Consider the following 13,069-nt stretch of genomic DNA (forward strand, 5'->3'; position numbering starts at 1 on the left):
TTACTGGATCACCACCTTGACGATGCCGGTGAGGGCGATCTGGGCGAGGGAGAGGGGGACGAGGAGGGTCCAGGCGAGCTTCTGGAGCTGGTCCTCGCGCAGCCGCGGGTAGGTGACGCGCAGCCAGATCACGAGGAAGGCGAGGACGGCGGTCTTCAGCAGGGTCCAGACCCAGCCGAGGCCGTCGGCGCCCCAGGGGCCGTGCCAGCCGCCCAGGAAGAGGACGGTGGTCAGGCCGCACAGGACGACGATTCCGGCGTACTCGGCGAGGAGGAAGAGAGCGAAACGGAGGCCGGTGTACTCGGTGTAGGCGCCGAAGATGATCTCCGAGTCGGCGACGGGCATGTCGAAGGGCGGGCGCTGGAGTTCGGCGAGGCCGGCCACGAAGAACACGATCGCGCCGATGATCTGCCAGGGCAGCCACCACCACTCGAAGGCGTCGAGGATGCCGGGGAGGGAGACGGTGCCGGCCGCCATCGCCACCGAGGCGGCGGTCAGGAGCATCGGCAGCTCGTAGGCGAGGAGCTGGGCGGCGGTGCGCAGGCCGCCGAGGAGGGAGAACTTGTTCGCGGACGCCCAGCCGGCCATGAGCGAGCCGAGGACGCCGACGCCCATGACGGCCAGGACGAAGAAGACGCCCGCGTCGATGACCTGCCCGACGGCGCCCTCACCGGGGCCGATGGGAATGGCGAGCAGGACGAGGAGGTACGGCAGGAGGGCGACGGCGGGGGCGAGTTGGAAGATGCGGCGGTCGGCGCCCGCGGGGACGACGTCCTCCTTCTGCGCGAACTTCACGCCGTCGGCGATCAGCTGGGCCCAGCCGTGGAAGCCACCGGCGTACATGGGTCCGAGGCGGCCCTGCATGTGGGCCATGACCTTGTGTTCGGTCTGGCCGATGATCAGGGGGAAGGTGAGGAAGACGACGAAGACGACCAGGAGTCGCAGGACGACGTCGAGCACGTCGTTCACTGCGGGCCTCCTGCAGGGTCCTCGGGATTCTCGGGGTTCTTGGAGTCCTCGGGACTTCCGGGCTTTCCGGGGTGTGCGGGGTCTTCCCGGTTCTCGGGGGTGTCCGGGTCACCCGTGGACTGGACGTTGCCGTCCGTGGGGCTTGGCCGGGTCGCCGAGTCCGTGGTGCCCGGGGTGCCGCGGGTCTCCGGGTGGTCCGGCGGACCGGAGGGCTGCGGCGCGTCCCCGGACTCCGGTGCCGGCGACTGCGCTGCCTCGGGAGACGGTTCGGGGGCCGGTTCGTCGAAGGCGGGACGGGCGTGGTGCCAGGGGGCGTCCGAGCTGCGCGGGGCGCTCGACGGTGCCGAGGAGGACGGCGGGGATGCGGGGTCGGACGTCCGGGATGCAGGGTCGGGCGTCTGGGATGCGGGGTCGGGCGTCGGCGGGTGGGGCTGCCGGCTCGCGGAGCCCTGCGCCGCCGAGCGGCTTCGCCGCGGTCCCGAGGAAGCCCGGGCAGCCGACTCGCCGGGCGCCGACTGGCTGGCCGAGCCCTCAGCGGCCGTGCGGGTACGCCGGGGGGCGGTCGGGGTCTCGCCGGTGGCGGCCTGGCTCGCGGAGCCCTCCGACGCCGAACGCGACCGACGTGGGGCAGCCGGACCGCCCGCTTCGGCTGTGGGGGGCTGCGCACCGGCAGCGGACTGGCTCGCCGACCCCTCCGACACCGAGCGGGTGCGTCGTACGGGGCGGTCTCCCGCTGGGCGGGCGGCGCCTCGGGCCGGGCGTTCGCCTGCCGCGCGGCCTGCGCCTCGGGCGGGGGCCGGCGGGAGTTGGCCCTTGAGGGGGCCCCATTCGTTGGGGTCGGGGACGCCGGGTGGGAGCATCTGGCGGCGCTTGGGGCCGCCGTGTTCCGACTCGCCCGGCTCCTTCGCGCCGGGCCAGGCCTTGGCGACGCGGGCGGCCAGGACGAAGTCCTTGCGCAGGGGGTGGCCTTCGAAGTTCTCGGGCAGGAGCAGGTGGTCCAGCGCCGGGTGGCCTTCGAAGGTGATGCCGAACATTTCGTACGTCTCGCGTTCGTGCCAGGCTGCGCCCGCGTAGACGTCGACCGCCGTGGGCAGGGTGGGGGCCTCGTGCGGGACGGTCGTACGCAGCAGGAGGCGTCGTACGGGAGAGAGAGCGGCGACGTGGGCCGTGACGCGGAAGCCCGTGCCCGGTTCGTCGACGGCGCTCAGCCAGTCGAAGTAGGTGCAGCCGAGGCGGTCGCGGGCGGTCTCCAGGGCGGTGATCCAGGCTGCCGGGGGGACGTCGACCGTCAGGACCTCGTAGGACTCCTCGGCCGTGGCGTCCGGGCCGAAGAGCTCCTCGGCGGGGGCGGGCAGCCAGCCGACGGCGGTCATCGCCCCTCCCCCGGGGTGGTCTCCGGTGCGGGCGGCCGCACCAGTCCGCTCTGCAGCGCCGCCGTCGAGGGACGCTCCGCGGCGCTGCCGTACCGCTCCCCCAGCGACTCGCGGGCGATCTTCTCCTGGAGCTTGAGGATGCCCTGGAGGAGCGCCTCGGGGCGGGGCGGGCAGCCGGGGACGTAGACGTCGACGGGGATGATCTGGTCGACGCCCTTGGTGACGGAGTACGAGTCCCAGTAGGGGCCGCCGCAGTTGCTGCACGCGCCGAAGGAGATGACGTACTTCGGCTCGGGCATCTGCTCGTAGAGGCGCTTCACGGCCGGGGCCATCTTGTCCGTGACCGTGCCGGAGACGACCATCAGGTCGGCCTGGCGGGGGCCCGGGGCGAAGGGGATGACGCCGAGGCGGATGAAGTCGTGGCGGGCCATCGACGCGGCGATGAACTCGATCGCGCAGCAGGCGAGGCCGAAGTTGAAGACCCAGAGCGAATAGCGGCGGCCCCAGTTGAGGACGACCTTCATCGGCTCGGGGGCGAGGCGGGCCAGGGCGCCCAGCCGCTTGGGCTCGGGCAGCGAAACAGGCTCGGACACCGAGGGGTTCACGTCCATGCCAGGACGCCCTTCTTGTAGGCGTAGAGCAGGCCGACCGCCAGGAAGCCGAGGAAGACGAACATCTCGGCCAGGGTCGTCGCGCCGTAGCCGGGGGCGGCGAAGACGGTCGCCCAGGGGAACAGGAAGATCGAGTCGACGGCGAAGATCACGTAGAGGAAGGCGTACACGTAGTAGCGGACCTGGGTGTGGGCCCAGCCCTCGCCGACGGGGTCGACGCCGCACTCGTACGTCAGGAGCTTCTCGGGGGTGGGTACCACGGGCCGCAGCAGGCGGCCGGCCCCGAAGGCGACGGCGACGAACAGCACACCGATCACGGCGAGCAGTCCGACGACCGAGTAGGACTGGAAGTAGTCCGCCGCGACGACGGTCGTGGTGACGACGGTCGGTTCCGGCACGTCCGTCCCTCGCTCCCTCAGAATTCGGACCTGGATCCTTCGACGATGCAGCGGCTCACGGGGATGCCGCCGTTCGACGATCTGTACGCACGGGAGTCTAGGCCCTGATAAGGGCAGGGTAAGCAGCCCGTCACCGCCGGGCATACGGGGGGTGGGGTTTTCCTCAGCCGATCCTGGCGGCCCACCTCATGGCGCGGCCGTCCGCGACCGGGCACGCTGACGCACATGACCCAACGCATCCCGTCCCCGGGCACGACGGCGGCCCGGCCGGCCGCCGGGCCGGACGACCGTCCGCCGCCTGCCCGGCTCGCCTATGACCGGCACACCTGGAAAGAGATCGCGCACCTGCTGGCCAACCTTCCGGTCGCGCTGTTCGGTTTCACCTATGTCGTGACGATGCTGTCCATCGGTTTCGGGATGACCGTCACGGTGGTCGGGTTCCCGCTGCTCGCGGCCGGGCTCATGGGCGCGCGGCAGTTGGGCAGGCTGGAGCGGGCGCGGGCCCGGGCGCTGCTCGGGGTGCGGATCGAGGAACCGAGCCGGCTGCGGCTGCGCGGCGGGGGCGGCTTCTTCCAGCGGCTGTGGTTGCAGCTGAAGGACCCGGTGGGCTGGCGCACGGTCCTGTACGAGTTCATCCGGCTGCCCTGGGGCATGCTCACCTTCGGTGTCACGCTGGCCTCGCTGTTCGTGCTGTGGCCGGTGCTGCCGTTCATCGCGCGGGGGCTGGCCAACGCCGACCGGGCCATGGTGCGGGCGTTGCTGTCGCCCTCCGACGAGCTGGAGCGGCGGATCGCCGAGCTGGAGTCGGACCGGGGGGTCGTGGTGGACACGGCCGCGGCCGACCTGCGGCGTATCGAGCGGGATCTGCACGACGGGGCGCAGGCCAGGCTGGTCAATCTGGCGATGGGGCTCGGCCTGGCCAAGGAGAAGGTGCTGGAGGATCCGGACGCTGCGGCGGCGATGGTCGAGGAGGCGCACGGCGAGGTGAAGCTGGCGCTCCAGGAGCTGCGGGATCTGGCGCGCGGCATTCACCCGGCGGTCCTGACCGACCGTGGTCTGGACGCGGCCCTGTCCTCGGTCGCCACGCGCTGCACGGTCCCGGTGAAGGTGACGGTCGATCTGCCGGAGCGGCCGGCCGCGGCGATCGAGGGCATCGCCTACTTCACCGTGTCGGAGCTGCTGCAGAACGTCAGCAAGCACAGCAGGGCGAAGTCGGCCTCGGTGGAGGTGTGGCGGACCGACACCCGGCTGCTGATTCAGGTGTGGGACGACGGGGGTGGCGGCGCGAGCCTGGACGGCGGTACGGGGATGAAGGGCCTGGCGGACCGGCTGGACGCCGTCGACGGGCTGTTCGTACTGGAGTCGCCCGAGGGCGGCCCGACGACGGTCACGGCGGAACTGCCGTGGCGTGACCGGTCCGCGGCGCGGGGGTAGGGAAAACCCCCCGTTCAAGAGGCCGACGGACGCCATGGTCCGCCGACCTGGGGCGGAGCAGGGTGGAGGTACGAGAGCACGGCTGCGGGACGAGGAGAAGGACGGCGCCGATGGCCACGGAGTACGGACAGGGGTACGGGCTCGACAGTGGGTCCGGGGTTCCCGGGAGCACCGAACGGCGGCACCGGTTGCCGGCCGCGCTGCGGGCGCCGGTCGAGGGCCGCACCTGGCGCGAGTTCGCCCATGTGCTGCTCAGCCTGCCGGTCGGCATCCTGATGTTCACCTACGCGGTCACGATGGTGTCGCTGGGGGCGGGACTGCTGGTCACCTTCCTCGGCATTCCGGTGCTGGCGGCGGCGCTCGCCGGGTGCCGCGGCCTCGGGGCGCTGGAGCGGGCCCGGGCGCGGGCGCTGCTGGACCTGGAGGTGGGCGAGCCGGAGCCGCTGCGGATGGCCAAGCCGGGCGCGATGGGGTGGATGGGGGCCGTCCTCAAGAGCGGCGCCTCGTGGCGGGCCCTGCTGTACGCGGTGGTGCAACTGCCCTGGGCGGTGTTCTCGTTCGCCATCGCCCTGCAGGTGTGGGTGCTGGGCTGGGCGCTGCTGACGTACCCGCTGTGGTTCTGGGCGGTCCCGATGCACGCGGGCCTGGACGGGGTCCAGTTGTACGGCGACGACACGCACCGGATCCACCTCGACAACCCCTTCGAGATCACGCTGACCGCGCTGGTGGGGCTGCTGTTCACGATCGCCGCGCCGTGGCTCGTGCGGGCGCTGACGATGGTGGACCGGCTGCTGGTGCACGGGCTGCTCGGGCCTTCGCGGCTGGCCTCGCGGGTGGTGGAGCTGGAGTCGGACCGGGGTGTGGTGGTCGACACCGCGGCGGCCGATCTGCGGCGTATCGAGCGGGACCTGCACGACGGGGCGCAGGCCCGGCTGGTGGCGCTGGCCATGGATCTGGGGCTGGCGAGGGAGAAGCTCCACGAGGACCCGCGGGCGGCCGCGCGGATGGTCGACGAGGCGCACGGCGAGGTGAAGACGGCGCTGCAGGAGTTGCGGGATCTGGCGCGCGGCATCCACCCGGCGGTGCTGACCGACCGCGGTCTGGACGCGGCCCTGTCCTCGGTCGCCTCGCGCTGCACGGTCCCGGTGCAGGTCGAGGTCGACCTGGCGGAGCGGCCGGCGCCGGCGATCGAGGGGATCGCGTACTTCACGGTGTCGGAGCTGCTGCAGAACGTCAGCAAGCACGCGCGGGCCACGTGGGCCGGTGTGGAGGTGTGGCGGACGGAGAACCGGCTGATGCTGCAGGTCGTGGACAACGGCGTGGGCGGGGCCGACGTGTCCCGGGGGTCGGGGCTGGCGGGGCTGGTGGACCGGCTCGGCGCGGTGGACGGGATCCTGGTGGTGGACTCGCCGTCGGGTGGGCCGACCCGGGTGACCGCGGAGCTGCCGTGGCGGGGAGCGCATGTGCGGTGACCTCCGGGCCGGGACCTGACGCCGGGGTCTGACGCCGGGCCCCGCCGCGCCGGCGACCTCCGGGCCGGGGCCTGACGCCGGGGTCTGACGCCGGGCCCCGTCGCGCCGGCGACCTCCGGACCGGGACCTGACGCCGGGCCCCGCCGCTCCGGTGGCCTCCGGGCCGGGGCCTGACGCCGGGCTCCGCCGCGCCGGTAACCCGCACCGGTGACCCCGCACCGGTGAGCTCGCGCCGGTGATCCCGCCAGAGGGCTCCACCCCCGGGCCCCCGGCCTTCGCCCACTCGCCACCCGACACCGTGGGACAGGAAGCAAGGCCCCCTCCCGATTCCCCCCGGGCAAGAAGCCGCTCCTGCCCCCAACCATCCCCCGACCCTGAAATGCTGGACCCGTCGTACGGGTGGGCGCGCAGCCGTTGTGGGCTGTGGACGGGCGGCATCGGGTTGTGGGGGCCGGACATCGTGGAGGACAGGGTGCGGGTGGTCATCGCCGAGGATTCAGTGCTGCTCAGGGAGGGCCTGACCCGGCTGCTGACCGACCGCGGGCACGACGTCGTCGCCGGTGTGGGTGACGGCGAGGCGCTGATCAAGACCATCACGGAGCTGGAGGCGCAGGGCGAGCTGCCGGACGTGGTCGTGGCAGATGTGCGGATGCCGCCGACTCACACGGACGAGGGAGTGCGGGCGGCGGTGCAGCTGCGCAAGGCCCACCCGGGGCTCGGGGTGCTGGTGCTGTCGCAGTACGTGGAGGAGCGCTACGCGACGGAGCTGCTCGCGGGGTCCAGCCGGGGTGTCGGCTACCTGCTGAAGGACCGGGTCGCCGAGGTACGGGAGTTCGTGGACGCGGTGGTGCGGGTGGCCGAGGGCGGTACGGCTCTCGACCCGGAGGTGGTCGCGCAGCTGCTGGGCCGCAGCCGCAAGCAGGACGTGCTGGCGGGGCTCACCCCGAGGGAGCGTGAGGTGCTCGGGCTGATGGCCGAGGGGCGGACGAACTCGGCGATCGCGCGCCAGCTCGTGGTCAGCGACGGGGCGGTCGAGAAGCACGTCAGCAACATCTTCCTGAAGCTGGGGCTGTCCCCGAGCGAGGGCGACCACCGCAGGGTCCTGGCCGTGCTGACGTATCTGAACTCCTGACGTTCACGATCGCCCACCCCGGAAACCCGGACAAAGACGGACGCATAGTCATACCGAAGTCGTGTCCAAGATGCGAATGACCCCAAGAACCCGACCCTTGCGGTCGTAGTGTTGATCCCGGGAAGGCCTGCGGGAGGGCCTGTCCCGGACAGCGTCCTCGAGGGAGGTCCAGTTCAGTGACCAGCCAGGTCAGTAGCCCGGATCAGGCCGACGAAACAGTCGTGGGAGAGCAGCGCAAAGCGGCGGGCGCGAAGGACGTGCGTCGCCTCGACCGGGTGATCATCAGGTTCGCGGGGGACTCGGGTGACGGTATGCAGCTCACCGGTGACCGTTTCACCTCGGAGACCGCGTCGTTCGGCAACGACCTGTCGACCCTGCCGAACTTCCCTGCCGAGATCAGGGCGCCCGCAGGGACCCTGCCGGGTGTGTCGTCCTTCCAGTTGCACTTCGCCGACCACGACATCCTCACGCCCGGCGACGCGCCGAACGTGCTGGTGGCGATGAACCCGGCCGCGCTGAAGGCGAACATCGGCGACCTGCCGCGCGGCGCCGAGGTGATCGTCAACACGGACGAGTTCACCAAGCGGGCGATGCAGAAGGTCGGCTACGAGACGTCCCCGCTGGAGGACGGGTCGCTGGACGGCTACCACCTGCACCCGGTGCCGCTGACGACGCTCACGGTCGAGGCGCTCAAGGAGTTCGACCTGAGCCGCAAGGAGGCCGAGCGCAGCAAGAACATGTTCGCGCTGGGCCTGCTCAGCTGGATGTACCACCGGCCCACCGAGGGCACCGAGAAGTTCCTGAAGTCGAAGTTCGCGAAGAAGCCCGACATCGCGGCGGCCAACATCGCGGCGTTCCGGGCCGGCTGGAACTTCGGTGAGACGACGGAGGACTTCGCCGTCTCCTACGAGGTCGCCCCGGCGGCCACGGCGTTCCCGCCGGGTGTGTACCGCAACATCTCCGGCAACCTCGCCCTGTCGTACGGGCTGGTCGCGGCCAGCCGGCAGGCGGATCTGCCGCTGTACCTGGGCTCGTACCCGATCACTCCGGCGTCGGACATCCTGCACGAGCTGAGCAAACACAAGAACTTCGGCGTGCGGACCTTCCAGGCCGAGGACGAGATCGCAGGCATCGGGGCCGCGCTGGGCGCGGCCTTCGGTGGTTCGCTGGCCGTGACCACGACGAGCGGTCCGGGTGTGGCGCTGAAGTCGGAGACGATCGGTCTCGCGGTCTCGCTGGAGCTGCCGCTGCTGGTCGTGGACATCCAGCGCGGCGGTCCGTCGACGGGTCTGCCCACCAAGACCGAGCAGGCGGACCTGCTGCAGGCGATGTACGGGCGCAACGGTGAGGCGCCGGTGCCGGTGGTCGCGCCGCGCACCCCGGCGGACTGCTTCGACGCGGCGCTGGAGGCGGCGCGGATCGCGCTGACGTACCGCACGCCGGTGTTCCTGCTGTCCGACGGTTACCTGGCCAACGGCTCCGAGCCGTGGCGGATCCCCGACATCGATGAGCTGCCGGACCTGCGGGTGCAGTTCGCGCAGGGCCCGAACCACACGCTGGACGACGGCTCGGAGGTGTTCTGGCCGTACAAGCGGGACCCGCAGACACTGGCCCGCCCGTGGGCGATCCCGGGCACGCCGGGTCTGGAGCACCGGATCGGCGGCATCGAGAAGCAGGACGGCACGGGCAACATCTCCTACGACCCGGCCAACCACGACTTCATGGTGCGCACCCGGCAGGCGAAGATCGACGGCATCGACGTCCCGGACGTCGAGGTGGACGACCCCCACGAGGCCGGCACGCTCGTCCTCGGCTGGGGCTCGACGTACGGGCCGATCACGGCGGCGGTGCGGCGGCTGCGCAGGGCCGGGGAGTCCGTCGCGCAGGCGCATCTGCGCCATCTCAACCCCTTCCCGCGGAATCTGGGGTCCGTGCTGGAGCGTTACGACAAGGTGGTGATCCCCGAGATGAACCTCGGGCAGCTCGCCACGCTCATCCGGGCGAAGTACCTGGTCGACGCCCACTCGTACACCCAGGTCAACGGCATGCCGTTCAAGGCGGAGCAGCTCGCCGCGGCTCTGAAGGAGGCCATCGATGGCTGAGACGTCCACGCACGGCACGGGCACCATCGAGGCGCTGTCTCTCGTCCCCAAGGCCGAGGGCAGGCAGTCGATGAAGGACTTCAAGTCCGACCAGGAAGTGCGCTGGTGCCCCGGCTGCGGCGACTACGCCATCCTCGCGGCGGTGCAGGGCTTCATGCCGGAGCTGGGGCTGGCGAAGGAGAACATCGTCTTCGTCTCGGGCATCGGCTGCTCGTCGCGCTTCCCGTACTACATGAACACGTACGGGATGCACTCCATCCACGGCCGCGCGCCCGCCATCGCCACGGGTCTGGCCAGTTCCCGCCGGGACCTGTCGGTGTGGGTCGTCACCGGTGACGGCGACGCGCTGTCCATCGGCGGCAACCACCTGATCCACGCGCTGCGCCGCAACGTCAACCTCAAGATCCTGCTGTTCAACAACCGGATCTACGGTCTGACCAAGGGCCAGTACTCGCCGACCTCCGAGGTCGGGAAGATCACGAAGTCCACGCCGATGGGTTCGCTGGACGCGCCGTTCAATCCGGTGTCGCTGGCGCTCGGCGCGGAGGCCTCGTTCGTGGCGCGGACGGTCGACTCCGACCGCAAGCACCTGACGGAGGTGCTGCGCCAGGCCGCCGCCCACCAGGGCACGGCGCTGATCGAGATCTACCAGAACTGCAACATCTTCAACGACGGCGCCTTCGACGCCCTGAAGGACAAGCAGCAGGCCGAGGAGGCCGTGATCCGGCTGGAGCACGGCAAGCCGATCCGGTTCGGCGCGGACCTGGCCAAGGGTGTCGTGAGGGACCCGCTGACCGGTGACCTGAAGGTGGTCGCGGTGACGCCGGAGAACGAGGACCGGGTGCTGGTCCACGACGCTCACTCCCCGTCCCCGACGACGGCGTTCGCGCTGTCGCGCCTCGCCGACCCGGACACGCTGCACCACACGCCGATCGGTGTCCTGCGCTCGGTCGAGCGGCCCGTCTACGACACGCAGATGGCCGACCAGCTCGACACCGCGATCGAGCAGCACGGCAAGGGCGACCTGGGTGCGCTGCTGGCAGGCGGCGACACCTGGACGGTCGTGGGCTGACCCTTCCGTACGCCACCGGGGCCCGGGACCGCTACGAAGCGGCCCGGGCCTCGTCGTACGTCTGCCGCGCCTTCTCCACCTCGTCCATGCGGTCGCGCGTCCACTGCGACAGGGCCCTCACCTGCTCGGCGGCTTCGCGGCCCAGTCCGGTGAGGGAGTAGTCGACGCGCGGCGGGATGACGGGCTTGGCGTCGCGGTGGACGAGTCCGTCCCGCTCCAGGGTCTGGAGGGTCTGCGTGAGCATCTTCTCGCTGACACCCCGGCCGCCGTACGCGCTGACCGTCCGGCGCAGTTCGCTGAACCGGTAGGGGCGGTCCAGGAGCTCGACCAGGACGAGCACGCCCCAGCGGCTGGTCACGTGCTCCAGGACCAGCCGGTACGGGCACAGGGCCTCGTTTTCACTTACCGCCATGCCAGTACCTTACTTCAAAGTGGGTACTTTCCAGAAGTTAGCGCAGCCCCTAGGGTTAGTGTCAACGCACCCCACAAGGAGAGTCCTCACCATGAGCATCGTCGTCACCGGAGCCACCGGACACCTCGGCCGCCACGTCGTGGAGCAGCTGCTGGAGAAGGTCCCGGCGGAGCAGATCACCGCGGTCGTGCGCAACGCGGACAAGGCCGCCGACTTCGCCGGGCGCGGTGTGAAGATCGCCCTCGCCGACTACAACGACCCCGCCTCGTACGACGGGCTCTTCTCCGCCGGCGACAAGGTGCTGCTGATCTCCGGCAACGAGTTCGACAAGGGCCGTGTGCAGCAGCACAAGGTCGTCATCGACGCCGCCGAGGCCGCGGGCGTCGCCCTGCTCGCCTACACCAGCGCCCCGGGCACCCTGACCGCCGCGCTCGCCGACGACCACCGCGGCACCGAGGAGATCCTGCTGGGCTCGGGAGTGCCCTACGCGCTGCTGCGCAACGGCTGGTACCACGAGAACTACACCGAGAACCTCGCCCCGGTACTGGAGCACAACGCGGTCGTCGCCGCCGCCGGCGAGGGCAAGGTCTCCTCCGCCGCCCGCGCCGACTACGCCACTGCCGCCGTCGCCGTGCTGACCGGCGAGGGTCACGAGAACAAGACGTACGAACTGGGCGGCGACACCGCGTGGAGCTTCGCCGAGTACGCGGCGGAACTGAGCCGCCGGACCGGCAAGGAGATCGCCTACAGCGCGGTCTCCCCCGAAGCCCTCGTCGGCATCCTGACGGGCGCCGGTCTGCCCGAGCCGTTCGCCCGCACCCTCGCGGGCGTGGACGTCTCCATCGAGAAGGGCGAGCTGGTCGTCCCCAGTGGTGACCTGTCGCGTCTGACCGGCCGTCCGACCACCCCGTTCTCCGAGGCCATCGCCGCGGCGCTCAAGGGCTGAACTCCCCCGGCGGGCCCCTGAGCCGCCCCACCCCCGGCTGTCATGACCGTATGCCGATACGGACATGACAGCCGGGGGCGCTCGGCGTTACCGTCGTGAACGCGGACGCACGCCAGGCGCGAAGGAGGGGCTGTGACCGGCAAGCCGAGGGGTGAGCGGCACATAGGACTGCTGAACGGCTTCGCGGCCTACGGGATGTGGGGGCTCGTCCCTCTGTTCTGGCCCCTGCTGAAGCCGGCCGGCGCGGCGGAGATCCTGGCTCACCGGATGGTGTGGTCCCTGGTCTTCGTGGGCGCGGCCCTGCTGGTGATGCGTCGCTGGGCCTGGGCCGGTGAGCTGCTGCGGCAGCCCCGCAAACTGGCGCTGATCACGGTCGCCGCGGCGGTCATCACCGTCAACTGGGGCCTGTACATCTGGTCCGTGAACTCCGGGCACGTGGTCGAGGCCTCGCTCGGGTACTTCATCAACCCGCTGGTCACCATCGCGATGGGCGTGCTGTTGCTGAAGGAGCGGCTGCGGCCGGTGCAGTGGGCGGCGGTGGGGACCGGTGTCGTCGCGGTCGTGGTGCTGACCATCGGCTACGGCCGGCCCCCGTGGATCTCGCTCTGCCTCGCGTTCTCCTTCGCCACCTACGGACTGGTGAAGAAGAAGGTGGGCCTCGGAGGCATCGAGTCGCTGGCCGCCGAGACCGCGATCCAGTTCCTGCCCGCGCTCGGATTCCTGGTCTGGCTGAGCGCGCGGGGCGACTCCACCTTCGCTACCGAGGGCACGGGGCACGCGGCGCTGCTCGCCTCGGCCGGCATCGTCACCGCACTCCCCCTGGTCTGCTTCGGTGCGGCGGCCATCCGCGTGCCGCTGTCCACCATCGGCCTGCTCCAGTACTCGACGCCGGTCCTGCAGTTCCTGCTCGGCATCCTCTACTTCCACGAGGCGATGCCGCCGGAGCGCTGGGCCGGGTTCGCACTGGTGTGGCTGGCGTTGACGCTGCTCACCTGGGACGCGCTGCGCGCCGCCCGCCGGGCCTCCCGGACGCTGACCAGCGAGATCAGCGTGCCGAGCACCACGAGCACGACCGGCACGGTCAGTGCCGCGCGGAACGCCGAGAGCGTGGCCTCCGGACCGGACCCGGTGGACGCCAGGCCGTAGAC

At 71.3% G+C, this 13,069-nt stretch carries 12 protein-coding genes; 7 read left to right on the forward strand and 5 right to left on the reverse strand.

Annotated elements, in window-relative coordinates; all coding sequences use genetic code 11:
* Genes ACFCXS_RS02840 through ACFCXS_RS02855 form a run of 4 tightly spaced genes read right to left on the reverse strand, consistent with a single transcriptional unit; the run spans position 1 to position 3,351 of the window.
* On the reverse strand, positions 1-969 hold the full coding sequence (locus tag ACFCXS_RS02840; protein WP_376641216.1) for an NADH-quinone oxidoreductase subunit H: 969 nt from the start codon (positions 967-969) through the stop codon (positions 1-3).
* Complete coding sequence (locus ACFCXS_RS02845) at positions 966-2,342, reverse strand: NADH-quinone oxidoreductase subunit C (protein WP_376641218.1); 1,377 nt, start codon at positions 2,340-2,342, stop codon at positions 966-968. Before ACFCXS_RS02845 ends, ACFCXS_RS02840 begins: the two co-directional genes overlap by 4 nt.
* Positions 2,339-2,953 carry an NADH-quinone oxidoreductase subunit B gene (locus tag ACFCXS_RS02850; protein ID WP_376641220.1) on the reverse strand — a complete coding sequence of 205 codons (615 nt, stop codon included), beginning with the start codon at positions 2,951-2,953 and terminating at the stop codon, positions 2,339-2,341. The genes ACFCXS_RS02845 and ACFCXS_RS02850 overlap by 4 nt, the downstream gene beginning before the upstream one ends.
* On the reverse strand, positions 2,944-3,351 hold the full coding sequence (locus tag ACFCXS_RS02855; protein ID WP_053674476.1) for an NADH-quinone oxidoreductase subunit A: 408 nt from the start codon (positions 3,349-3,351) through the stop codon (positions 2,944-2,946). Before ACFCXS_RS02855 ends, ACFCXS_RS02850 begins: the two co-directional genes overlap by 10 nt.
* Positions 3,352-3,576: 225 nt before the next feature.
* Here ACFCXS_RS02855 and ACFCXS_RS02860 point away from each other — a divergent pair, with 225 nt between their 5' ends.
* The 5 genes from ACFCXS_RS02860 to ACFCXS_RS02880 all read left to right on the forward strand — a co-directional run bounded on the left by ACFCXS_RS02860 (position 3,577) and on the right by ACFCXS_RS02880 (position 10,563).
* Positions 3,577-4,785: a sensor histidine kinase gene (locus tag ACFCXS_RS02860; RefSeq protein WP_376641222.1), complete on the forward strand. Its 1,209-nt coding sequence runs from the start codon at positions 3,577-3,579 to the stop codon at positions 4,783-4,785.
* A gap of 110 nt (positions 4,786-4,895) precedes the next feature.
* Positions 4,896-6,257: a sensor histidine kinase gene (locus ACFCXS_RS02865; RefSeq protein WP_376641224.1), complete on the forward strand. Its 1,362-nt coding sequence runs from the start codon at positions 4,896-4,898 to the stop codon at positions 6,255-6,257.
* A 472-nt stretch (positions 6,258-6,729) separates the two neighbouring features.
* Complete coding sequence (locus tag ACFCXS_RS02870) at positions 6,730-7,389, forward strand: LuxR C-terminal-related transcriptional regulator (protein WP_376641508.1); 660 nt, start codon at positions 6,730-6,732, stop codon at positions 7,387-7,389.
* 176 nt (positions 7,390-7,565) lie between these two features.
* A complete protein-coding gene (locus ACFCXS_RS02875) occupies positions 7,566-9,491 on the forward strand; it encodes a 2-oxoacid:acceptor oxidoreductase subunit alpha (protein ID WP_376641226.1) in 1,926 nt (641 codons plus the stop codon).
* A complete protein-coding gene (locus tag ACFCXS_RS02880) occupies positions 9,484-10,563 on the forward strand; it encodes a 2-oxoacid:ferredoxin oxidoreductase subunit beta (RefSeq protein ID WP_376641228.1) in 1,080 nt (359 codons plus the stop codon). Before ACFCXS_RS02875 ends, ACFCXS_RS02880 begins: the two co-directional genes overlap by 8 nt.
* Positions 10,564-10,594: 31 nt before the next feature.
* Here ACFCXS_RS02880 and ACFCXS_RS02885 read toward each other — a convergent pair whose 3' ends face one another.
* A complete protein-coding gene (locus ACFCXS_RS02885) occupies positions 10,595-10,975 on the reverse strand; it encodes a winged helix-turn-helix transcriptional regulator (protein WP_376641230.1) in 381 nt (126 codons plus the stop codon).
* A 91-nt stretch (positions 10,976-11,066) separates the two neighbouring features.
* Here ACFCXS_RS02885 and ACFCXS_RS02890 point away from each other — a divergent pair, with 91 nt between their 5' ends.
* Both ACFCXS_RS02890 and rarD read left to right on the forward strand, forming a co-directional pair.
* Entirely contained in the window at positions 11,067-11,921 is an 855-nt protein-coding gene (locus ACFCXS_RS02890) for an SDR family oxidoreductase (protein WP_376641232.1), read from the forward strand.
* Positions 11,922-12,116: 195 nt separating this feature from the next.
* Positions 12,117-13,067, forward strand: coding sequence for an EamA family transporter RarD (gene rarD, locus ACFCXS_RS02895; protein ID WP_376641509.1), 951 nt, complete (start codon positions 12,117-12,119; stop codon positions 13,065-13,067).
* Positions 13,068-13,069: the final 2 nt, after the last annotated feature.

This window comes from Streptomyces sp. NPDC056373, assembly GCF_042262425.1.
In the GTDB taxonomy this organism is placed as follows: Bacteria; Actinomycetota; Actinomycetes; order Streptomycetales; family Streptomycetaceae; genus Streptomyces.